Annotated in this window: 21 protein-coding genes and 1 tRNA gene; 8 read left to right on the top strand and 14 right to left on the bottom strand. The window is 63.3% G+C overall.

The genetic code is table 11. The annotated features are described in order from the left end of the window. Window positions 1-20: 20 nt before the first annotated feature. The 3 genes from LOY34_RS00825 to gabD all read right to left on the bottom strand — a co-directional run bounded on the left by LOY34_RS00825 (window position 21) and on the right by gabD (window position 4,278). Window positions 21-1,229 carry a response regulator gene (locus LOY34_RS00825; RefSeq protein WP_195885416.1) on the bottom strand — a complete coding sequence of 403 codons (1,209 nt, stop codon included), beginning with the start codon at window positions 1,227-1,229 and terminating at the stop codon, window positions 21-23. Window positions 1,230-1,370: 141 nt separating this feature from the next. Next, the gene (gene gabT, locus LOY34_RS00820) at window positions 1,371-2,651 is read right to left on the bottom strand and encodes a 4-aminobutyrate--2-oxoglutarate transaminase (protein WP_038997739.1); all 1,281 of its coding nucleotides are present in this window, start codon (window positions 2,649-2,651) and stop codon (window positions 1,371-1,373) included. A gap of 184 nt (window positions 2,652-2,835) precedes the next feature. Next, the gene (gene gabD, locus LOY34_RS00815; RefSeq protein ID WP_258664169.1) at window positions 2,836-4,278 is read right to left on the bottom strand and encodes an NADP-dependent succinate-semialdehyde dehydrogenase; all 1,443 of its coding nucleotides are present in this window, start codon (window positions 4,276-4,278) and stop codon (window positions 2,836-2,838) included. 261 nt (window positions 4,279-4,539) lie between these two features. Between gabD and LOY34_RS00810 the strand changes: the two genes are divergently transcribed. Further along, window positions 4,540-4,616, top strand: a tRNA-Arg gene (locus LOY34_RS00810). Window positions 4,617-4,764: 148 nt separating this feature from the next. Here LOY34_RS00810 and LOY34_RS00805 read toward each other — a convergent pair. Next, on the bottom strand, window positions 4,765-6,738 hold the full coding sequence (locus LOY34_RS00805; protein ID WP_258664167.1) for a TonB-dependent receptor: 1,974 nt from the start codon (window positions 6,736-6,738) through the stop codon (window positions 4,765-4,767). Between the two features lie 179 nt (window positions 6,739-6,917). On the opposite strand from LOY34_RS00805, the gene LOY34_RS00800 reads away from it, so the two are divergent. The 4 genes from LOY34_RS00800 (at window position 6,918) to LOY34_RS00785 (ending at window position 10,327) form a co-directional block, all read left to right on the top strand. Then, window positions 6,918-8,774 carry a DUF3857 and transglutaminase domain-containing protein gene (locus LOY34_RS00800; protein WP_195885414.1) on the top strand — a complete coding sequence of 619 codons (1,857 nt, stop codon included), beginning with the start codon at window positions 6,918-6,920 and terminating at the stop codon, window positions 8,772-8,774. 133 nt (window positions 8,775-8,907) lie between these two features. Beyond that, the gene (locus LOY34_RS00795) at window positions 8,908-9,258 is read left to right on the top strand and encodes a hypothetical protein (protein ID WP_093377428.1); all 351 of its coding nucleotides are present in this window, start codon (window positions 8,908-8,910) and stop codon (window positions 9,256-9,258) included. A gap of 10 nt (window positions 9,259-9,268) precedes the next feature. Beyond that, entirely contained in the window at window positions 9,269-9,712 is a 444-nt protein-coding gene (locus LOY34_RS00790; RefSeq protein ID WP_408980899.1) for a DUF805 domain-containing protein, read from the top strand. A gap of 174 nt (window positions 9,713-9,886) precedes the next feature. After that, on the top strand, window positions 9,887-10,327 hold the full coding sequence (locus tag LOY34_RS00785; RefSeq protein ID WP_010222085.1) for a CBS domain-containing protein: 441 nt from the start codon (window positions 9,887-9,889) through the stop codon (window positions 10,325-10,327). A gap of 12 nt (window positions 10,328-10,339) precedes the next feature. Here the strand turns inward: LOY34_RS00785 and LOY34_RS00780 are convergent, their stop codons facing one another. From LOY34_RS00780 to LOY34_RS00770, 3 genes are all read right to left on the bottom strand, one after another. Next, entirely contained in the window at window positions 10,340-10,978 is a 639-nt protein-coding gene (locus LOY34_RS00780; protein WP_045201740.1) for a hypothetical protein, read from the bottom strand. A 70-nt stretch (window positions 10,979-11,048) separates the two neighbouring features. Next, on the bottom strand, window positions 11,049-11,291 hold the full coding sequence (locus LOY34_RS00775; RefSeq protein WP_093377442.1) for a DUF2789 domain-containing protein: 243 nt from the start codon (window positions 11,289-11,291) through the stop codon (window positions 11,049-11,051). A gap of 61 nt (window positions 11,292-11,352) precedes the next feature. Then, window positions 11,353-11,811, bottom strand: a complete 459-nt coding sequence (locus tag LOY34_RS00770; protein WP_195885412.1) for an aminoacyl-tRNA deacylase — start codon at window positions 11,809-11,811, stop codon at window positions 11,353-11,355. A 102-nt stretch (window positions 11,812-11,913) separates the two neighbouring features. Here LOY34_RS00770 and LOY34_RS00765 point away from each other — a divergent pair, with 102 nt between their 5' ends. Together LOY34_RS00765 and LOY34_RS00760 are read left to right on the top strand one after the other, a co-directional pair. After that, window positions 11,914-13,287, top strand: a complete 1,374-nt coding sequence (locus tag LOY34_RS00765) for a nodulation protein NfeD (RefSeq protein ID WP_195885411.1) — start codon at window positions 11,914-11,916, stop codon at window positions 13,285-13,287. 1 nt (window position 13,288) lies between these two features. Then, entirely contained in the window at window positions 13,289-14,035 is a 747-nt protein-coding gene (locus LOY34_RS00760) for a slipin family protein (protein ID WP_038997749.1), read from the top strand. An 83-nt stretch (window positions 14,036-14,118) separates the two neighbouring features. Here the strand turns inward: LOY34_RS00760 and LOY34_RS00755 are convergent, their stop codons facing one another. The 6 genes from LOY34_RS00755 to LOY34_RS00730 all read right to left on the bottom strand — a co-directional run bounded on the left by LOY34_RS00755 (window position 14,119) and on the right by LOY34_RS00730 (window position 20,049). Then, window positions 14,119-15,519 (bottom strand): efflux transporter outer membrane subunit, encoded by a 1,401-nt coding sequence (locus tag LOY34_RS00755; RefSeq protein ID WP_258664163.1) that lies wholly within the window; start codon window positions 15,517-15,519, stop codon window positions 14,119-14,121. Further along, complete coding sequence (locus tag LOY34_RS00750; protein WP_093377456.1) at window positions 15,516-16,391, bottom strand: HlyD family secretion protein; 876 nt, start codon at window positions 16,389-16,391, stop codon at window positions 15,516-15,518. Before LOY34_RS00750 ends, LOY34_RS00755 begins: the two co-directional genes overlap by 4 nt. Further along, a complete protein-coding gene (locus LOY34_RS00745) occupies window positions 16,388-16,600 on the bottom strand; it encodes a DUF1656 domain-containing protein (protein ID WP_045201729.1) in 213 nt (70 codons plus the stop codon). Before LOY34_RS00745 ends, LOY34_RS00750 begins: the two co-directional genes overlap by 4 nt. Then, window positions 16,597-18,687 (bottom strand): FUSC family protein, encoded by a 2,091-nt coding sequence (locus tag LOY34_RS00740; protein WP_195885409.1) that lies wholly within the window; start codon window positions 18,685-18,687, stop codon window positions 16,597-16,599. Before LOY34_RS00740 ends, LOY34_RS00745 begins: the two co-directional genes overlap by 4 nt. Next, entirely contained in the window at window positions 18,684-19,136 is a 453-nt protein-coding gene (locus LOY34_RS00735) for a MarR family winged helix-turn-helix transcriptional regulator (RefSeq protein ID WP_045201724.1), read from the bottom strand. Before LOY34_RS00735 ends, LOY34_RS00740 begins: the two co-directional genes overlap by 4 nt. Window positions 19,137-19,230: 94 nt before the next feature. Further along, entirely contained in the window at window positions 19,231-20,049 is an 819-nt protein-coding gene (locus tag LOY34_RS00730; RefSeq protein ID WP_258664162.1) for a tetratricopeptide repeat protein, read from the bottom strand. A 206-nt stretch (window positions 20,050-20,255) separates the two neighbouring features. Here LOY34_RS00730 and LOY34_RS00725 point away from each other — a divergent pair, with 206 nt between their 5' ends. Beyond that, on the top strand, window positions 20,256-21,266 hold the full coding sequence (locus LOY34_RS00725; protein ID WP_045201720.1) for a YafY family protein: 1,011 nt from the start codon (window positions 20,256-20,258) through the stop codon (window positions 21,264-21,266). A gap of 5 nt (window positions 21,267-21,271) precedes the next feature. Here the strand turns inward: LOY34_RS00725 and LOY34_RS00720 are convergent, their stop codons facing one another. After that, a complete protein-coding gene (locus tag LOY34_RS00720; protein WP_093377466.1) occupies window positions 21,272-22,138 on the bottom strand; it encodes an ABC transporter permease in 867 nt (288 codons plus the stop codon). Window positions 22,139-22,147 lie beyond the last annotated feature (9 nt).

Raw genomic sequence — 22,147 nt, 5'->3', positions numbered from 1 at the left:
CGCACAGCGGCCCCAGAATCTCAAACCTTGCGCAACCTGCCCAGCTCCGCCATCCCCACCTTGAGCAAGCGCGCCGTCTTGCTTTCAGCCAGGCCTTCGAGCGCCTGATCCGCCGGCAGGCGCGCCAGTTGCCCGGCCAGGTTCATCACCAGCGCATCGCGTGAATACACGCCGCCGCCCAACTGGTAGATCGCTGCAATCAGCTCACGCAGCTCCAGCGGCAAGCGCCAGCGGGTGCGCAGCGCCGAGCCGAACGCCGCGCCAAACTCGTTGAGCGACAGCTCCACCGAGTCTTCATCCAGCTCACCGCCGGCCTGCTGCCATTCCTGCAAACAACGCAACAGCGCCAGATCGCCCAGGCAATGCAGCAAGCCGGCGCAATAGCAGCGCTCCTGATCAAGCTCGAGCATGCGGGCCAGGGTTCGCGCGTATTCGGCAGTGTGCAGTGACAACTCCCAGAAATGCTCGGCATGACGCGACAGGATCGGATCACTGAGTTTGGCGCTGCGCTTGAGCGCAAGCCCCAGTATCAAGTTCATGCTCTGGGTGGTGCCCAGCTTGTTCAGCGCCTGCATCAGGCTCTGCACCGCGCCATCGCGATGCAATGCGGCGCTGTTGGCGGCGGCAATGAGCACGGCGGTAACCTGCGGGTCATTGCGGATCTCGGCCTCCAGCACCTTGAGGTCCAGGCCCTGGGGTTGCAGGCTGCGCTTGATCGCCAGTTTCACGTCGGCAAACAGCGGTCCGCCATCGGAATTGGCGCGACGCCCTTCGAGAAAACGCGGCAAGGTCGAGCCCGGCTGCAACGGCGGCACCGGACAGGCAACCTCCTCGCCGGCGCTAAGCAGCAGGTCTTCCAGGCGCTGACGCAGCGAATCCATGTTCAACGGCTTGCTCAGGTAAGCGGTGGGTGCGAACGGCAGCACCTCGCGGACACTGGCGGCATCGCTGCGGTTGCTCATGAGAATGAACGGCAGTGCCGGCTGGCGACCTTTGGCCCGTACGTTGCGCAGCAAGTCGAGGCCGTCGCCGCCGGGCAGCTCGCGCGCGGCGATGATCAGGTCCGGCTTGCTGGCCAGCGCTGCCAGCGCCTGCGAGCCATCGGCACACACCTGCAAACGCGCATCGCAGCGCACGCTCAGCAGCATCTGGCTCAGCATGTCCCGGACCCAGGGGTCGCCTTCGGCAATCAGCACGCAAGGTGCCTGGGCGGGCTCTACAACGCTCATACACAACTCTCCCGATATTCCGCTACACGCAATCCTGTGCACCTTCCAAGGTGTCTCCTTACAGGCAACCTTAGCCGCCTGGCCTTCCTTTGGGCGAAAAAAAACCCGCCGAAGCGGGTTTTTCTTCTAATGCGTCACAGTTTACGCAAGTTCTGCGAAGCACTCTTCGATGATTGCCAGACCTTGGTCCAGTTGCTCATCAGGCGAGGTTAGCGGAACCAGGATACGCAGGACGTTGCCGTAAGTGCCGCACGACAGCAGGATCAGGCCCTTGTCACGCGCCTTGGCCACAACCGAGGCTACAGCGGCAGCGTTAGGGGTGTGGGAACCGGCTTTGTCGAACACTTCAATAGCGATCATCGAACCCAGGGCACGCACGTCACCGATGATCGGGTGCTTGTCCTGGATCTTGCGCAGGCCGGCGACCAGGCGCTCGCCAACGGCCTTGCTGCGGTCCAGCAGTTTTTCTTCTTCGAACACTTCCATCACGGCCAGGGCCGCGGCGCAAGCGATCGGGCTACCAGCGTAGGTGCCGCCCAGGCCGCCTGGAGCGATGGCGTCCATGTACTCGGCCTTGCCGCACACACCGGCCAGCGGGAAGCCGCCAGCGATGGACTTGGCGAAGGTGGTCAGGTCTGGAGCAACGCCCATCTGTTCCATGGCGAAGAAGGTACCGGTACGGCCAGCGCCGGTCTGAACTTCGTCGGCGATCAGGAGGATGCCGTGCTGGTCGCACAGGGCACGCAGGCGCTTCATGAACTCTTTCGGCGCAACGTAGAAACCACCTTCGCCCTGAACTGGCTCGAGGATGATTGCGGCGATGTCACGGGCTTCGGCGTCGTTCTTGAAGATGCGTTCGATGGATGCGATCGAGTCGTCGATGCTCACGCCGTGCAGTTCGTTCGGGTAGATGGCGCGGAAGATGCCGCCTGGCATCAGGCCCATGCCGGCCGAGTAAGGCACGACTTTACCGGTCAGGCCCAGGGTCATCATGGTGCGACCGTGGTAGGCGCCGGTGAAGGCGATCACGCCGGCACGGCCAGTGGCGGCACGGGCGATCTTGATGGCGTTCTCAACGGCTTCGGAACCGGTGGTAACCAGCAGGGTTTTCTTGGCGAAGTCGCCTGGCACCTTGGCGTTGATCTTTTCGCACAGCTCGACGTAAGGCTCGTAGGCCAGTACCTGGAAGCAGGTGTGGGTCAGCTTGTGCAGTTGGGCTTCAACGGCAGCGATGATCTTCGGGTGCACGTGACCGGTGTTCAGTACCGCGATACCGCCGGCGAAGTCGATGAACTCGCGGCCTTCGACGTCAGTGACGGTGGCGTTTTTTGCCGACTCGGCGAAGATCGGGTGGATCTGGCCAACACCGCGTGGAACAGCGGCGACACGACGTTGCATCAAAGATTCGTTGGTCTTGCTCATAATGTCCTCAATTCGCCACACACAAGGTGGCGCGATTCAAGTCGGAGTGGCCGGTATTCAACTGCAGGCAGCATGCGTTGATCGACTGCTGCAGGGGCCCAGGCCACTGGATGTACGGTGTAAAAAAGGCCAGCGAGACGTCGCTCTCGCGCCCCGCTGGCAGAGGTAAAGCTTTACGCTGCGATCAGACGCTGATGCACAGGTATTTGATTTCCAGGTAGTCCTCGATGCCGTACTTGGAGCCTTCGCGGCCCAGGCCCGAAGCCTTGATACCACCGAACGGCGCGACTTCGTTGGAGATCAGACCGGTGTTGATACCGACCATGCCGTATTCCAGGGCTTCGGCGACACGGAACACGCGGCTCATGTCACGGGCATAGAAGTACGAGGCCAGGCCGAACTCGGTGTCGTTGGACATGGCGATGACTTCGGCCTCGTCCTTGAAACGGAACAGTGGCGCCAGCGGGCCGAAGGTTTCTTCCTTGGCCACGGCGGCGTTCTTCGGTACGTCGACCAGAATGGTCGGCTCGAAGAAGTTGCCTTCGATCAGCTTGCCGCCGCTGAGCACCTTGGCGCCCTTGGCGACTGCGTCTTCGATGTGTTCCTGGACCTTGGCCACGGCCTTGCCGTCGATCAGCGGGCCGGTAGTGGTGCCGTCTTCCAGGCCGTTGCCGATTTTCAGCTTGGCCACTGCGGCCTTGAGCTTCTCGGCGAAGGCATCGTAGACGCCGTCCTGAACGTAGATACGGTTGGCGCAGACGCAGGTCTGGCCGTTGTTGCGGTACTTGGAGATGATCGCGCCGTCGACGGCCTTGTCCAGGTCAGCGTCGTCGAACACGATGAACGGCGCGTTGCCGCCCAGCTCCAGGGAAACCTTCTTGATGTCTTTGGCGCATTCGGCCATCAGTTGGCGACCGATCTCGGTGGAGCCGGTGAACGACAGCTTGCGCACGATCGGGTTGCCGGTCAGCTCGCTGCCGATGTCGCCGGCGCTGCCGGTGACCACGCTGAGCACGCCAGCCGGGATACCGGCACGGGTGGCCAGCTCAACCAGGGCCAGGGCCGAGTACGGGGTTTGCGAAGCAGGCTTGAGCACCATGGTGCAGCCAGCGGCCAGGGCCGGGCCGGCTTTACGGGTGATCATCGCCGCCGGGAAGTTCCACGGGGTGATGGCTGCGGTCACGCCGATCGGCTGCTTGATCACGATCAGGCGCTTGTCTGGCTGGTGACCCGGGATGGTGTCGCCGTATACGCGCTTGGCTTCTTCGGCGAACCACTCGATAAAGGAAGCGGCATAGGCGATTTCGCCCTTGGCTTCGGCCAGTGGCTTGCCCTGCTCGGTGGTCATCAGGCGGGCCAGGTCATCCTGGTGCTCGATCATCAGCTCGAACCAGCGACGCAGCTTGCCAGCACGTTCTTTGGCGGTCAGCGCACGCCAGGCCGGCAGCGCCTTGTCGGCGGCCTCGATGGCACGGCGGGTTTCAGCGGCGCCCATCTTCGGCACAGTGCCGATGATCTCGTCCGTTGCCGGGTTGTTGACCTTGATCGTCTGGCCGTTGTCCGCGTCCAGCCACTCTCCATTAATGAAGGCTTGCTGGCGGAACAACTGGGCGTCTTTAAGCTGCATGTCGGGCTTCCTTAACTGCACCGTGCAGGCACGGAGCGAATTATTGATTGTAGAAAAAGGAGAGCGTTTGAAATCTCAAACGAATCCTAGGATCAACGACGAGAAAGGACAATAGGGTGTTCGAAAAAAAGAACAAAAAGCGCTGTGCGGCGGATTTTTTCGGATCAACGTCACTTATAGCCCCTGGAGTGTGCGAAATCGACCACAGCCATTTCGACGATGGACGCCGCCAGCCTAGATGGGTATTATGGCGCCCGCGTTGCACTCGTAGCTCAGCTGGATAGAGTACTGCCCTCCGAAGGCAGGGGTCGTGGGTTCGAATCCCGCCGAGTGCGCCATATCGATCAAGGCTCAGGTGAATACCTGGGCCTTTTTTGTTTTTCGGCTGGCTGATTGGTGGCCTGGCTATTTTTGGGGCTGCTGCGCAGCCCATCGTCGGCAAAGCCAACTCCCACAGTGGGGTTGTGCAAGGCAGCCCCAGCAGACTCAGAAACTCACGCGCGCGCCGGCATACAGGGTGCGCCCCGGGCCCGGCTCGTAGTAACGCCCGGCGCCATCGTTGATGCGCAGGTTGTCGTAGTACTGGCGGTCACTGAGGTTATCCACACCCAGATACGGCTCCAGGGTCTGGCCGCCAAGATCAAACTGCTTGCCGAGGCGCAAGTTGAGCAAAGCGACCCCGGCCACCCGCGCGCTGTTGGCGTTGTCGGCGTACTGCGGGCCGTAGGCATTCATGTTCACGCGCGCATAAAAGCCATCACGCTCGTAAGTCACTTCGCTAAACAACGTCTGACGCGGAATGCCCGGCAGGCGGTTGTCGTCAAAGCCGTTGAAGTCGGTGTAGCGGTAGTTGTTGAAGCTGTAGGCCATGGACAGACGCCAGTGCTCCAGCACCTGGTAGTCGGCGCTCAGCTCAACGCCGTCGCGGCGCGACTTGCCGGCGTTGCGGTAGAAGGTCTGGCCGCCGTCGACGTAAGGCACCAGCTCATCCTCAAGCGCGATGCTGTAAAGCACCGCCTCGGCGCGCACGTCGCTCCATTCGCCTTTGATTCCCAGCTCACGGTTGAGCGCCCTGGCCGGTTGCAGGCCCGGGTTGAAGCCGCCGCCCGCCGGGTTGGCCAGTTCGTTGACCGTGGGCGTTTCGAACGAGGTGGCGACGCGGGCATAGACCAGGTAATGCTCGCTCAGGCGATAGCTGAGGCCGGCGCTGTAGTTCCAGTCATCCAGCGTGCGCGAGCCGGAGTCGTCGCCGTCACGCTCGAAGCGGTCGTCCACCGCCAAGCGCATGCTGTCGTAGCGCCCGCCCAGGGTCAGTTGCCAGCGCTCGCTGAGGTCGATGCTGTCTTGCAGGTACAGGCCAACGCTGCCGGCCTTCTCTTGCTGACGCAGGGTCAGCGCCCCGGTGCCGCCGCCGATCTGGTTGTTGTGGCGTTCACGCTCATCGCGCTGCTGTTCAAGATCGACACCGGCGGTGACGTGTTGATCCAGGCCGAACCAGTTGGCCTTATGGGTGTACTGCCCGCCTACCCCGGCGAAAAGCCGGGTGTAGGAGGTTTGCCCGCCATTGGCGTAAGGCAGGCGATTGCCAAACTCGCGGCGCCCCAGCCAGCTGCGCACTTGATAACTGTCGGCCTCGCCAAGATCGCCGGTCCAGTTCAGCGCCAGACGCTGCTGGGTAATGTCTTCGTCGGAGTTGTACAACAGGCTCTGGGCGCGGGCCTGGTCACGTTTGGCGTGCACTTCGGCGAGGGTCAGGGCGCCAGGGTCTTCGGAACGGTTGTCGAGCGCCTGGAACGTTACCCCCAGTTGCCCTGCATCGCCCTGCCAGCGCAGCTTGCCGGTGAGGTTGCGCGCCTCGGAGCTGGAGTGCTGGCGATAGCCGTCGAGGTTGGTGACATTGAGCGCCAGCAGGCCGCCAAGGTTGCCGGAGGTGCCGCTGGTTTCCGCACGCAGGCGTTGGTAGCCATACTCGCCACCACTGACATCGATGGACGATTGCGGTGTCAGCGACGGCTCGCGGGTCTGGATTGCCAATACCCCGCCCGCACCGTTGCCATAAAGCGTCGAGGCCGAGCCGCGGATCACTTCGATGCGCTCCACCAGGCCCAGGTCAACGCCGTCCATTTCGGTCTGGCCATCGGGCATGGTCAGCGGTACGCCGTCGACCATCACGCGAATGCCGCGCATGCCGAAGCTCGAACGCGCACCAAAGCCACGAATCGACAGGCGCATGCCCTGGGCCATGTTGTAGCGGCTCTGCGACACGGTGCCGGGCACGGCCGAAAGCAGGCCATCGAGGGTCAGCAGTTGCTCGCCGGGCTTCTCGGCGATGTCCACGGCGCTTACCGAAGCCGGGGTCTGCAACCAGGCGGAATTGACCCGGGTCGAGGTCACTTCCAGCGGCGCCAGTTCGACGCTGTCGGCACAGGCGCTACCGGCGCCGAGCAACAGGAGGGTCATGACGGAGTGCCGCCTGGTAAACATGCTGAATCCTTGAATCGATAGGGACAGAAAACGCAGGAAAACCTGCGCTGAAAAAATTGGCGCAGCAGCAACAGCCAGTTATAAGGCAAAATGCTACTAACTGATTCGCATTTAACGAGTCAGCCCCCTGGAATACACCAGCAAGAAGGATCTTTATGAAGCGGTTCGCTGTGACCCCGGCCCGGTGGGTCGGGATGTTGTGCTGCCTGTTCGCCTTGAACATCGCACAGGCCAAGGACGACGGTACCGACCCCTCCGTCACCATCGAAAAGGACATTCTACGCACCGTGGTGGCCGAAGACGGCAGCTACGCCGCCACCCAGGACCTGGTCCTGCTGATCAATGAAGAACGCGCGATCCAGGCCAAGGCCCAGCAGTCGTTGTACTACAACCGCACCCTGGAAACCCTCGAGGTGACCCAGGCCTACACCCAGAAGCCCGATGGCCGCAAAGTGCAGGTCAGCCCCGAGCAGATCAAGGAGCAACAGGAGCAGCAATCGTCCCAGGCGCCGATGTTCCATGACAGCCTGGTCAAGGTAGTGATCTTCCCCGAAGTCGCCGTCGGCGATCGCCTGGTGCTGAGCTTCAAGAAACAGCGCAAGACCCCGCTGTTCCCTGGCCAGTTCGAAGACCTGGCGATGCCGCAGTTCCACCCGACCCAGCAGTTCACCCTGATCTACGACCTGCCGAAGAACCTCAAGCTCAATGCCGAGGCCAAGGGCTTCAAGGCGTCCAGCCCGAAGGCCGAGCCTGGGCGCAAAGTCTACCAGTGGGATTATGTGCAGGGTGACAACGCCCGTACAGAACTGGGCGCAGTAGCCTACTCGGACTACGGCAAGTACCTGGCGGTTTCCACCTTCGCTGACTACAGCGAGTTCGCCAAAGCCTACGCGGCGCGCGCCAACAGCGAAGTGACGCCCGCCATCCGCGAACTGGCGGAAAAGCTCACGGCCAAGATCGACGACCCGCGCGACAAGGCCCTGGCCCTGGGTGACTGGGTGCGCCGCAACATTCGCTACGTGGCGGTTTACATCGGTGCTGGCGGCGTGGTGCCGCATGCCGCCGATACCGTGCTGAGCAACCGTTATGGCGACTGCAAGGACCACGTGGCCCTGCTCGAAGCGCTGCTGGCCGCAGTCAATATCGACAGCACCCCGGCGCTGATCAACCTCGGCAATGCCTACGCCCTGCCCAAGGTGCCGACCCTGGGCGTGATCAACCACGTGATCACCTACATCCCGAGCCTGGACCTGTACCTGGACTCCACCGCCGAGGCCATTGCCAGCGGCTACCTGCCCGCTCCGGTGCTGGACAAACCCACCGTGCTGAGCCGCTCCGGCAAGCGCGGCCACACCCCGGCTACCCAGCAGGGCCTGGTGCAAAACAGCACCACCTACACCGTAGCCAGCAGCGGCGCCGCCGACTTCAGCCATGCCTCGAAGATCGATGGCTGGGCCGCCGAAATGAACCGCTGGATGATGCGCAACATGCAGCCGGCCGAGCGCGACCTGCTGACCCAGCGCATCCTCGCCGCCTACGGCCAGCGCGGCAGCGGCAAGATCAGCAGCGACGACCTGGAAACCAGCGGCGCCTTCGAGATGCACATCAACGGCCGCAGCGAAAACCTGGTCAACCTGCCCGGCCCGATCGGCGTGCCGACCCTGACCAGCCTGGCTGGCGGCATCGCCCAGAATATCTTCGGCTTTATCGCTGAAAAGCAGCGCACCCAGGACTTCACCTGCATCTCCGGCATCACCGAAGAACAAGCGCGCTTCGAGTTCCCGGCCGACGTCAAGATCATCGCCGCGCCCAAGCCTGTGAGCCTCAAGGACAAACACTTCGACTACAGCGCCGACTATGCTCTGCAAGGCAACAGCCTGGTGATCAAACGCCGCCTGGACTTCCACAACCCGAAAGCGGTGTGCAGCGTGAAAGACTTCGAGAAGATGAAGCCAACCCTGGACGCCATGCTCAACGACCTGAACAGTCAGGTGATCGTGCAGAAGAGCTGAGGTACTGCGCCCTGCCAAATCCCTCGGGAGGTCAGCAGGGCGCTGTCACTGTTACGCCAACGTCGAAGTCTTTGATAAACTCCGCCGCGCCCTGCGCTGCGCCACGCAAGCGGAACTATCAAAAGGAATTGTCATGGCAATGGTTTTTTGCCGCGGTTGTGCCATGGAAATCCATGAAACGGCACCCAGCTGCCCACAGTGCGGCGCCCCTCAGACTCCCTCTGCCACCACGCAACCTGCCGGCAAGCGCTTGTCCTGGATGGCAGCCAGCTCGCTGATCCTGTGCATCGCCTGTGTATTGACGCTGTTCGAACCAGCCAGCTGGGATCGTAACACCCTGTGGGGGATGGGCTTGTTTGCACTCACCGGGCTGGTCCTGAGCTCGCTCAGCCTGGTCAAAAAAGAACCGCGAACCTACATGGCAATTACTGGCGCGGTGTTGTCAGGCATTTTGCTCATTTTGCTGATCTGGCTAGTCATGTAAGGGACACCACATGAATATGGTTTTTTGCCGTGGCTGCGCCAAGGAAATCCACAACAGCGCCGTGGCTTGCCCAGCCTGCGGTGCACCGCAACCTGCTGCAACCTTCACTGCAGCACCTGCGCCAGCCGGCATCTGGTACGTTGAACTACTGAAGAAATACGCCCTGTTCTCCGGTCGGTCACGCCGCCAGGAATACTGGCTGTTCATCCTGGTCACCTTCCTGGTGTACATGCTGGTGCCCTATCTCGACCGCGAACTCCGTACCGGCACGCTCTTCTCCGATCTGTACTGTGTGGCATTGCTGGTCCCGGGCATTGCCGTAGCCGTTCGGCGCATGCACGACACCGACCGTAGCGGTTGGTGGTTGCTGTTCCCGCTCGTCAACCTGATCTTCCTGTGCCAGGACAGCCAGCGTGGCCCCAACCGTTTCGGCCCAAACCCGAAAAACACCTGATCACGGCTTGATCGAGAGTCAAAGCAAAGCGGCCATCATTGGCCGCTTTTGCATTTTTGCGCCCATGACGTTTTTCAATCACATCGATGCCGCTTTCGCCCTTGCCCTGCAGCGATCTGTACACGATTCTTTAGCTATCTGCCGTCACCCACTCCCAGCATCGCAGAGGCCTCTATGAAAACCGTGGCACAGCTTCTAAAAACAAAAGCCCAGCAGCACCACCAGGTTCACACCATCGGCCCCGACCACATGGTGCTCGATGCGCTGAGGTTGATGGCCGAGAAGAACGTCGGTGCCCTGCCGGTGGTGCAGGACGGGCGTGTGGTGGGGATCGTCAGTGAGCGCGACTACGCGCGCAAGATGGTGCTCAAGGGCCGTAGTTCGGTGGGCACGCCGGTCAGCGCGATCATGAGTGCGCCGGTGATTACCGTCGACCCACACCAGAACGTTGAATACTGCATGAACATGATGACCAACAGTCACCTGCGCCACCTGCCGGTGGTCGAGAACGGCGAGCTGCTGGGCCTGCTGTCGATTGGCGACCTGGTCAAGGAAGCCATCGCCGAACAGGCCAACATGATTCTGCAACTGGAACAGTACATTCGCGGCGACTGATTCGCGGCGGGCTCAGCGGTATTCGCCCTCCAGCTCATCGAGCTGGTGGTCGAAGCTGCGCAGGCGCGCTGACCAGGTGTACACCAGCACTTCCAGGTCGCGGTTGAGCACCGCGGCGCCGCGCCCGCTGCTCTGCTGCGAGTCGCACAAGTCCAGTTGATAACGCTCCCGGGCCATTGCAGTGGCAACCGTAGACAGCTCGCGGGCGTTGTCCAGCCAGTGGCGGCGGTGGTCATGGGTTTCGCGGTCGAGCTCGCGGCATTGACGTTTCAGCGCTTCCAGGCTCTGCTCCAGCGGCGTGCCTTCAAGCTCGCCCATTACCTCCTGGAAGGTACGCCCGGGCTGCCAGTAACTGCCCCAGAAATAACGGTCGAAGACGGTTTCGACCCGGCGCAAGGCAACCTTGGTGTTCCAGATAGCCACCAAGGTTCGCCCTTGGGCCAACTGGCGTTTGCTCACCCGCAGTTGCTGCCAGGCAATCCACGCCAGCGCGGTCAGGGCCAGCGCCCCGATCACGCCCCCGGCGGCGTAAAGAAATACCAGAGCCTGACCCAGCTGGTGGGTCTGTTTGATTCCATAGAAATAACCGACGGTCAGCAGCCCCAGGGCGGTCACGGCACACCAGAAACCGGCGGCATAGGGATCTTTCATTGGCGCTGTCCCCTTGTTGTTTTTCCTGAGCATAGCAACGCCATTCGCCGGTCGATGTGCCGCTCGGCGTTTATTTTTTCGGACGCCGCAGCGCCTCGTTCAGCTGGTCGAACGGCACGGCCCAGTCGGAGTCTTCGATAATGCTTTCCTTGAGAAATGCCCGCTGGCTCTCGGTCCAGAACGGTGCATCAACCAGCTTTATTTCATTCTTGAGCGGCGAGTGGCTGGTGATGAACTGGTCAATGCCCTGGGGATCATCAGCCAGGCCCAGCTGTTTGAAGAGCTCCGAAAACGGATGAATATTTGATTCCATGCGTGACTCCTTGGGGGCCAGGCCGGGCATCCACGACGCCAGCCTGGCAGTGGGTTGATCATCAGCAAACCTCACGCACTTCGGCGTTCGGCACCAGTTTCAGGTATTGCGTCATGTTCATGTGGATCAGGTGATCGTGATCACCAGCCTCGACATAGATATCGCCCTGACGAGTCAGGGTCGGGTCGAGCAGCATCTTGATCGAGTAAGCATCGCCCAGTGCCGGAATGGCGCCACGCTCGCAGTCGCCGAACAGATGGGGCAGCCCACTTTCATGGGTCATTTGCCAGGCGCCGGTGGCGCGCACCTTGCTCATGTCCAGGTGACGGTTGGCCGGTAGCACGGCCATCAGATAGTTGCCATGGCGGTCGTCGAGCATGACCGACTTGGCCACCCGCTCGGCTGGCACTCCAGCGGTACGGGCCGACTCAAGGCTGGTGGATGAGTGCGGGTGAGAAACGATGTCGTAGTCGCAGCCGGCCTTGTCCAGGCATTGCTGCAGGGTTTTTGCCATACGCATGATGCACCTCCGGATACAGCGCCCCCACTTCTGAAGTTTAGGCCGTGCTGCCGCAAGCAGCCGACTAAACTTATTGGACACGCACAGCCCGGGTGAATTCAGGTGATCGCTCGCTGGTGTCGGCACCTGCTGGTTTTATTGATGCTCGGCGCCCTGACGAGCGGCGTGGCTGCGCCCGGCAATCCGGTGCTGGTACTGAGTATCGACGACGCCATCGGCCCGGCCAGTGCCGACTACCTGATACGCGGCCTGGAGCATGCCAAGACGCAACAGGCGCAATTGGTGGTCATCCGCCTCGACACCCCGGGCGGGCTCGACAGCTCGATGCGCGCGATCATCAAGGCGATCCTCGCCAGCCCCGTGCCAGTCGCGACCTTCGTCGCCCCCGGTGGCGCCCGGGCGGCCAGCGCCGGCACCTATATTCTCTACGCCAGCCATGTCGCGGCCATGGCCCCGGGCACCAACCTCGGCGCCGCCACGCCGGTGCAGATCGGCGGGATGCCAGGCCCGCCGAAAGACCCGGCTGCGCCCACCGGCGACAAGCCAGCACCGAGCAGCGAACAAGACACCCTGACCCGCAAGCAGATCAACGACGCTGCCGCCTATATTCGCGGTTTGGCGCAACTGCGCGGGCGCAATGCCGACTGGGCTGAACAGGCGGTACGCGAATCGGTCAGCCTGCCGGCCAACGAAGCCTTGCGCCTGAAAGTCATCGACCGCATCGCCAACGACCTGCCCGACCTGCTGCGCCAGCTCGATGGCAAAAGCCTCGAAGCCGCCGGCCAAGCCGTGCAGTTGCACACCGCCAACGTCAGCATCATCGAACGCGAGCCGGACTGGCGCACGCGCCTGCTGGCGGTGATCACCAACCCCAGCGTGGCGCTGATCCTGATCATGATCGGTATCTACGGGCTGATGTTCGAGTTCATGAGCCCGGGCTCCGGGGTCGGCGGGGTGATCGGTGGCATCTGTCTGCTGGTGGCCCTGTATGCCTTGCAGTTGTTGCCGGTCAGCTATGCCGGGGCGGCGCTGATCCTGCTCGGCATCGCCTTCATGATTGCCGAGGCGTTCCTGCCCAGTTTTGGCGTGGTCGGCTTTGGCGGCATCGTCGCCTTCGTGGTCGGCGCGGTGATCTTGATGGACACCGACGTGCCCGGCTTCGGCATCCCCCTGGCGCTGATCCTGACCCTCGCCCTGCTCTCGGCGCTGCTGCTCGGCGGCGTGCTGGGCATGGCCATGAAGGCGCGCCAGCGCGCGCTGGTCAGTGGCGATGCCGGGCTGGTGGGCAGCCTGGCGACGGTGATGGCGGTCAATGCCAGCGACCCGTTCATCGGTTCGGTGCAGGCGCAGGGTGAACAGTGGCAGGCCCAGTGCCAGACGCCACTGCAGGTGGGGCAACGCGTCCGGGTGATGACACGCAAGGGCGTACTACTGGACGTCAGCGCCGAGGCACAACCACCGGCGCAAGGAGACTGAGATGTTTTTCGAACTGGGCTTTGGCGCCTTGCTGGCGCTGCTGGCGGTATTGTTGCTGTCGGCCTTTCGCATCCTGCGTGAATACGAGCGCGGGGTAGTGTTCCAGCTCGGGCGCTTCTGGCGGGTCAAAGGGCCGGGGCTGGTGCTGTTGATTCCGGGGATCCAGCAGATGGTCCGGGTCGACCTGCGCACCGTGGTGCTGGATGTGCCGCCACAGGATGTCATCACCCGCGACAACGTCTCGGTCAAGGTCAACGCGGTGCTGTACTTTCGCGTGCTCGACCCGCAGAAGGCGATCATCCAGGTCGAGGACTTTCTCATGGCCACCAGCCAACTGGCGCAGACCACCTTGCGCGCGGTGCTGGGCAAGCATGAGCTGGACGAACTGCTGGCCGAGCGCGAACGGCTTAACCTCGACATCCGCCAGGTGCTGGACGCGCAAACCGATGCCTGGGGCATCAAGGTGGCCAACGTCGAGATCAAGCATGTCGATCTCAACGAGTCGATGATCCGCGCCATTGCCCGCCAGGCCGAGGCTGAACGTGAGCGGCGGGCCAAGGTGATCCATGCCGAAGGTGAACTGCAGGCCTCGGAGAAACTGATGCAAGCGGCAGAAATGCTCGGCCGCCAGTCGGGGGCGATGCAGCTGCGCTACATGCAAACGTTAGGCAGCATTGCCGGCGACAAGTCGTCGACCATCGTGTTTCCGTTGCCGATCGAGATGCTCAAGGGGCTTGTGGATAAGTAAGGCTGGCGCTAACAAGTGCTCTGTTTACACAGCACCTGTGGGAGCTGGCCTTGCCAGCGATGCAAGGCGCAGCCTTGCCGCTTTTACCAACCACCACCCAACGCCAGGAACAAGCCGATCTGCCCCATCGCCACCTGGGTATTGGCCGCCGCCAGTTGCGCGCTCATCTCGGTGTAGGTGCGGGTCGCCTGCAGGTCCGCCAGGAACGACTCACGCCCGGCCTGATAAAACCTATGGGTCTGGTCTGCCGCCAGTTGCGCCGAACGCTCGGCATCGGCCAAGGCATCGCGACGCGCCAGCAAGGCGCTGTATTGCGCCAGGCTGGTCTGGGTTTCGCGAATGGCGTTGAGCACCACCCCGTCAAAATGCGCCAGCGCCGCCTGGGTCGAAGCTTGCGCCTCACGGATGCGCGCCCGCGAACCGTTGGTCGGTACATTCCAGGTCAGCAGCGGGCCGAAGCCCCAGCGGTTGGTCGCAGGTTTGCCGAGGTTTTCCAGGATACCGATGGTGCCCACCTGGGCACCGATGCTGATGTCCGGATACAACTGCCCGGTGGCTACGCCGATAGTCGCCGTGGCCGCGGCCAGGCTGCGTTCGGCCTGGCGGACATCCGGACGGCGCTTGAGCAGCGCGGCGCCATCGCCCACTGGCAGCACCTGGGCGATATGCGGTAGCTCGGCGCAATCGGCGGTTCCGGCCGGCAACTGGTTGAGCGGCTTGGCCAGCAGCATCGACAAGGTGTACAGGCCCGCTTCACGCGCAGCCTGGTAACGCGGCAGCTCGGCGCGCAAGGATTTGAACTGGGTTTGCGAGCGGGTCACCTGGGTTTCGTCACCACGCCCGGCATCGCGCAGGCGTTGGGTCAGGGTCACGCTCTGCTGCTGCAGGTCCAGGGACTCATGGGCGATATGGTATTCCTCGTTGGCCGCGCAGACCTGGGTGTAGGCACGTACCACGTCGGCCACCAGGGTGATGCGTGCGGTATCGGCGGCGGCCTGGGTCGCGTCGGCATTGGCCTGGGCGGCCTCGACGCCACGCTTGAGGGTGCCCCACAGGTCGAACTGGTATGACGCGCTGATGATCGCCTCGCCGATGTTGGCCACCGGCACTTTCTCTGGTTGCAAAAAGGCTTCGCCGGACTCCTGCAAACGCTGGGCGCCCAGCTTCACACCGCCGTTCAGGCCACCCTGGGCTTCGGCCTCTTCGACCTGGGCACGGGCCTTGGCGATGTTCGCCGCCGCCACACGCAGTTCGCTGTTGGCCGCCAGGGCCTGGCGCACCAGCTCATTGAGGCGTTCGTCCTGATACAGGTGCCACCAGTCTTTCGGCACGGGCGCCGAGACCACGCTGCTGGCGTCCTGGCGCAGTTGGCCCTGCAAGTCGGCGCGCTGGATCGCGGCATCCTCGGGCACGTTGTAGTCCGGCCCGACCATCTGGCAGGCCGACAGCAGCAGGCTCAAGCCGAGCAGTGACAGCCGTTTCATTGGCCCTTGTCCTCAAGGATCGACACCGTCGCCGTACGCCCGGCGATCATGCGAAAGTCTGCCGGCACCTCATCGAAGGCAATCCGCACCGGGATCCGCTGGGCCAGGCGCACCCAGCTGAACGCCGGGTTGACGTTGGGCAGCAGGTTGGCGCCGCTGCTGCGGTCGCGGTCCTCGATACCGGCGGCAATGCTCTGCACCCGCCCGCTCAGTCGGGTGTTGTCGCCGAGCACGCGGATATCCACAGCCTGGCCGATGTGAATGCCGGCCAGCTTGGTTTCTTCGAAGTAGCCATCGACGTGGTAGGAGTCGCTGTCGACCACCGACAGCACCGGCCGCCCGGCACTGACAAACTCGTGGGCACGCGGCGCGCGGTCGTTGAGGTAGCCATCAACCGGGCTGCGCACCACCGAACGGTCGAGGTTCAACTGCGCAGCATCCACCGCCACCTGGGCTTCGGCCAGGGCCGATTCGGCGCGGGCCTGGCGCGACTGGCTCTCTTCCAGTTGCTCGGCGGCCACCAGGTTACCCAGGCCACGATTACGCCGGGCTTCGCGCTGGGCCTGGGCCAGGGTTTCCTTGCGCTCGGCCAGGGTCGCCTGGGCCTGGCGCAGGGCCAGGTGGAAGCGGTCCTGGTCGATGGTGAACAGCACGTCGCCACGCTTGACCACCTGGTTGTCGCGTACCTCTACCTGCTGGATCAAACCGGAAACATCAGGGGCGATCTGGATCACGTCGGCGCGGATGTGCCCATCCCGGGTCCAGGGGGCGAACATGTAGTACATGACCATCTGCCAAACCAACACGGTCGCCAGCGTCACTACCAGCAGGGTCAGGACCACGCGGCCCAGGGTCAACAAGGGTTTTTTCATGGCAGCATCAGGTTTCGGCAAAAGTGATCGACCGTGCCGAGCAGCACGGCGTAAAGCGCAACGTTGAACAACGCCCGGTGCCAGACCAGGCGGTAGAAATGCACGCGGTTGAGCAACGCGTGCACACCGAGAAACAGCAAATAGGTGACGACCATCATCACCAGCAGCGTGGGCAGGAACACCCCGCTGATATCCAGATCTCCGATCACAGCGGCGCTCCATCGATACCATAGGGCAGTTGTTGCTGATCGTCGGATGGCTCAAGCACCACCTCGACCCCCGGCAACAGCGCCAGGCGCAGGCCGCTCAAGGCGTGCAACAGGTGCACCCGGGCCTCGGCGCTGTCGGCCAGGTCGTTGAGGTTGAGGGCGCGACGGGCGCGCTCCATGCTCTGCAACAGCACCTCGGGCGCGTGCAGCCGACGGCGCGCGTCCAGGCAGGCCTGAAAGTGTTCGCCCACCTCTTCCACCACCCGCTCCAGCAACTGGCGCGGCTGCGCGCCGACCCGTGGCATATAGGCCAGCAGGTCGAGCAGGTTCAGGCCCACGCGCAGGTCTCGCAGGGCGGTGCCGGTGTCCTGGCCGGTCTGGGTCAGGCGCGGCAGTTGCTGCATCAGCCGGTCGAGCATCTGCACGCCCAGGTGCCGGTGCTCGGCCAGGGTCGCCGGCTGGGTCATGCCGACGATGTCGTGCCAGCTGAAACGGGTCAGGCGCTTGGCCGCAAGCTCAACGCCGAACGGGCGCACCACCAAGGTCCAGACGAAGGCGAACAGCAAGCCCACCGGCCCGGCCAGGTTGGCGTTGATGAAGGTCAGGAAGTTGGCGTCGTAGGCGCCCTGGATGCTGATGAACGAGGCGGTGTTGACGATAGTCAGCAAAGTGCCCAGGTAGAAGCGCGGCTGCACGGTCAGGGTGCCGACGCAGATGCACGGTATGGCGAAGGCCAGCACCAGCATCGGAAAGTCATGCAGGTTGGGCAGCACCAGAAACAGGTAAAGGCTGGCAAACAGCACCGACAGCGAAGTCCAGAAGAAGAACCGGTAGATCTGCGGCGCCGGATCGTCCATGGCGGCAAAGAAGCTGCAGGCCACGGCGGCGAGAATCACCGCGCTGCCGCCGTCGCCCCAGCCGAGCAAAATCCACAGGGTGGTGGCAACGATGATCGCGCTGACGGTGGAGAACACCGAGTAGAGCATCAGCCCCCGGTCGAAGAACGGCGTCAGCCGGCCCAGGCGCCAGTGCCGATACACCGCGCGCCAGGGCGAGAGGTCTTGGTTGCGGATGGCGTGCTGCAGGCTGCAACAGTCTTGCCACAGGTCGGCCCATTCAGCCAGGCGATAGAGCGCGTTGGACAGCAGCTGCGAGGCGCGCTCATCAAGGGCGGCGGCGCTCGGTTGCATATGTTCGATGTGCGCACGCAACGCCGACCAGCGTGCCGGCGATGCATCCTGCGCGGTGCCCTGCAGCCAGGCGCGGGCTTCGCTCAGCAATGGCTGCAGCTGTTCGCTCTGGGCCGGGGCACGGCCTTCGAGGGCGAGCAAGGCGTCGTCGAGGGCATCGATCACCGGTAGCAGGTGGATCATCCGCCCACGTAGCTCGCGGGCATTCTTCACCGTTTGCGGCCGTGCGCCTTCATGGGACAACTGGCCGATCATCAGCTCCAGCGAGTTGAAGGTGGTGACCATCGAGGCACGCAAGCCGCCGACCTTCTCGGCAGTCGCCTCGCGGGCCAGGAAGGTATCGCTGTAGCGGATCGCCTCGTTGAACCAGTTGCCAGTGGCGCCAACCAGCACCGGGGTCAGGCGCCGTGGCCAGAAGATCGCTCCGACCACTGCCGCACAGACGATGCCCAGGCAGATCTCCTGGGCCCGCGACGAGGCAATGTCGAACACTGCCAGCGGGTCGTCGACCACCGGCAGGGCGATCATCGGCAGGGTGTAGCCGGCCAGCATCAACGCATAGCTGTTGGCGGTGCGCAGGTGCAGCGAGAGGAACAGCAAGGTGCCGGTCCACAGCGCCACGGCGACGGTCAAAAGCACTGGCGTCTGCACCAGCAGCGGCACCAGGAACACCGCCCCGGCAGCGCCGAGCAAGGTGCCCATGGCGCGATACAGGGCCTTGGAACTGGTGGGCCCGACGAACGGGCTGGAGACGATATACACCGTAGCCATGGCCCAGTATGGCCGGGGCAGTTGCATGAGCAAGGCGATGTACAGGGCGATCATCGACGCGGCGAAGGTGCGCACCCCGTAGAACCAGTCGCGCGCCGGCGGCATCGAGCTGAAAAAACCGTTCACGTCGGCACGCCCGGGGTGCGCTGGGCAGCGTCTTCGAAGGCGCGCAGCACACGCAGGGTGGCCAGCAGGTCGGCTTCGTCGATGCCCTGCAGCACTTCGCGGCGCAGGCGCACCAGTTCGCCTTCGATGGCTTCGGCCAACACCCGACCGCTGGCGGTCAGGCTCAGGGCCTTGGCCCGGCGATCGACCGGATCTTCCGTACGGCAGACAAAACCTGCATTGCAAAGTTGGTCGAGCAGGCGCACCAGCGACGGGCTTTCGAGCCCCGCCGCCTGGGCTACGGCGACCTGGTGCACGCCATCGCCCAGGCGCACGATCATCAGCAAAGGGACCGCGCAGGCTTCGGAAATGCCGTAGCCGGCCAGGGTCGCCTGGCAGATGCGCCGCCAGTGCCGGCCGGCCACCACCATGCCGCTGCTGATGTTGAGTTGCAGTGCGTCGAGGGTCATGAAGGGAGGTTCGTGGCTATATTCATAGTTTGCTAACTATCAATATTCTTCGATCACCGCCCCTGCCGTCAATAGTGGCTGACAAACGTCATGTTCAAGGTTGCAGTTGATCGTCCAGCTTCATGTTCAGCGCCAGCTTGCTGCCCAGGCTGATCGCCTGCTCGCGCCAGAACAAGTAACGCAGGGCGTTGTTGACCTCGCTGAACTGCACCGCCAGCTCTTCGGCAGCCTGCATCACCCCGGCCACGGCGGCCAGTTCCAGCCAGTACACGGCGGCCTTGCTGTCGACGTTGACCGTCAGCCCATGCAGCAGGCGATAGCCGACCTCGAAGCGGCAGCGTGCGTCACCGCGCTGGGCGCCGCGCAGGAACCAGCGGTAGGCCTGCTGCAGGTCGACCTGCCAGTCCTGGCTGTCGCTGTCACAGATTTCTTCTTCGTAGAGATCACCCAACGCCGCGGCGGCGTGTTCCAGGCCACGCTCGAACGCCTGCTGGTAGTACTCCGCCGCGCTGGCATAGGCGACCTCCACTCCCTTGCCGAAGTAATGCTGCTGGCCGAGGTTGAACCAGGCTGCGGCACTGCCCTGCAGGGCCGCCATACGCAGCAGGTGCCCGGCCAGGGTCGGGTCGGCGCGCCAGTACTTGCCATTGAGCCAGATCCAGCCCAGGTCGTTGAGCGCGCCGACGTTGCCTTCCAGGGCCTGGGCGCGCAGGTCGTCGTACACCGCCTGCAGGTCGCTGGCTTCGTCCAGGCGGCTGATCAGGGCGAAACTCTCGCCCAGCACTGCCCGCTGGCTGGGCATGCCGACCCCGGCGTACAACCGCTGCAGGCGGCCAGGGCGGCCGGGCGCAGGGATGATCCGCTCGGGCAACAGGCGCTCAAGCAGTGGGTAGATGTTGCTTGCAGCTGACATGTTCGTCCTCATTGAACTACCCACAGATCCAACAGCGGGAGTGATGAGGCGTGATTCTGCGCACGGCCACGACAAAACCTGTCGCGAACGATTCAGTTAGGGCACTCAACTGCTTCATCCTTGATCTGGATACATAAATGGCTAATTGCCATATCACTGCGCTGGCGCCATGCTACAACCGCAAGCCTAGACAAGGACGCCACCTTTTGCCCTCCGCCACGACACGCGCCACCCTCAGCCGCCAATGGGAGTTGCTGCGCCAGTTGCCCAGCCGCTCACCGGGCATTACCAGTGCCGAGCTGGTTGGCCGCCTGCAGGACGCAGGATTCACCATCAGCAAGCGCAGCATCGAACGCGATCTCAACGAGCTTTCGCTGATTTTTCCGCTGGAGCGCAACGACAAGAGCATCCCGTACGGCTGGCACTGGGCAGCCAACGCCTGCATTGAATTGCGCGGTATCAGTGTCAGTGAGGCGCTGAGCCTGGCGCTGGTGGAAGAGGCGGTACGCCCGCTGTTGCCGGGGAGCATGCTCAAGGTGTTGGACCCGCGCTTCAGCCATGCCCGGCAGAAGCTCGAACACCTGTCGGGAGCGAACAAGGTGGCGCGCTGGCTGGACAAGGTCGCCAGCGTACGCCCGGACATGAACATGCAGGCCCCGGAAGTGCCCGACAGTATCCTCGAGACCGTGCAGCATGCGCTGCTTGAGGAATACCAGCTGCACTGCCAGTACTACTCGGCGCACAACGACAAGCTCAGCGAACTGACCCTCAACCCGCTGGCGTTGATTCAGCGCGGCCAGGTCAGCTACCTGATTGCCACCGCTGCGCCCTATACCGACATACGCCAGTTCGCCGTGCATCGCTTTCGCAAACTGCGCATTCTCGACAGCCCCACCGAAGGCCTGCGCGCCTTCGACCTGCAAGCGTACCTGCGCAGCGACGCCCTGCAGTTCGGCGATACCGACAAGATCGAACTGCAAGCCTGGATCAGCGACAACCTCGCCCGCCTGGTGCGCGAGACGCCGCTGTCGGCCGATATGCACCTGACCCCGCTGGACGCCGGGCACCGCCTCAAAGCTACCGTCAGCAACAGCTGGCAGCTGCGCTGGTGGCTACTGAGCCAGGGTGACGGGCTGATCGTCGAGCAGCCCCTGAGCCTGCGCCAGCAAATTGCCGAAACCCTCAACAATGCTGCGGCGCAGTACCAAAGCGCCTGAGCCGCTCAGCGCTGCATGCCCCAGCGACGCACAGTGATGCGCTCCAGGGTGTTGAACACCAGGCTCTCGACCAGCAAGCCGATCAAGATCACCACCGCAAGGCCAGCGAACACCTTATCGGTGTACAGCTCGTTGCGGTTCTGGAAGATGTACCAGCCCAGCCCGCCCTTGCCGCTGGTGGCGCCGAACACCAGCTCGGCGGCGATCAGCGTGCGCCAGGCAAAGGCCCAGCCAATCTTCAGCCCCGAGAGGATCGACGGCAGCGCCGCCGGAATCAGGATATGCACGACCAGGCGCAAGCCGCGCAGGCCATAGTTGCGCCCGGCCATGCGCAGGGTTTCACTGACGCCAAGAAAGCCGGCGTAGGTATTCAGCGCCAGGGCCCAGAGCACCGAATGCACCAGCACAAAGATCAGGCTGTTGTCGCCCAGGCCGAACCACAGCAGCGCCAAGGGCAGCAAGGCAATCGCCGGCAAGGGGTTGAACATCGAGGTCAGGGTGCTGAGCAGGTCGCGGCCGAACTGGGTCGACACCGCCAGGCTGGTCAGGCCAAAAGCCAGAACGATGCCCAGTAGGTAACCCTTGAGCAGCACCACCAGTGACACCCCAACCTTGGCCAGCAACTCGCCGCTGAGCAGGCCGTCGTACAGGGCCGCGGCGGTTTGTAAAAAGCTCGGCAGCAGCAGGTCGTTGCCCTGATAGCGGGCGATGGCTTCCCAGGCCAGAGCCAGCAGAATCAGGATCAGGCCCTTGCGCAGCCAGCCCTGTTGCCAGAGGCGCTGGCCGAGCGGCAATTGGCGCTCAAGCGGAACGCTGAGCAACGGTTCGAGAACCACTTCGTATTCCTGACGCGGCGTAACAATCGTGGTCATGGCAAAACT

Source organism: Pseudomonas sp. B21-009, from assembly GCF_024749345.1.
Classification (GTDB): Bacteria; Pseudomonadota; Gammaproteobacteria; order Pseudomonadales; family Pseudomonadaceae; genus Aquipseudomonas.
The sequence above is the reverse complement of the archived record's forward strand: the minus strand, read 5'-3'. Positions and strand labels throughout refer to the sequence as shown.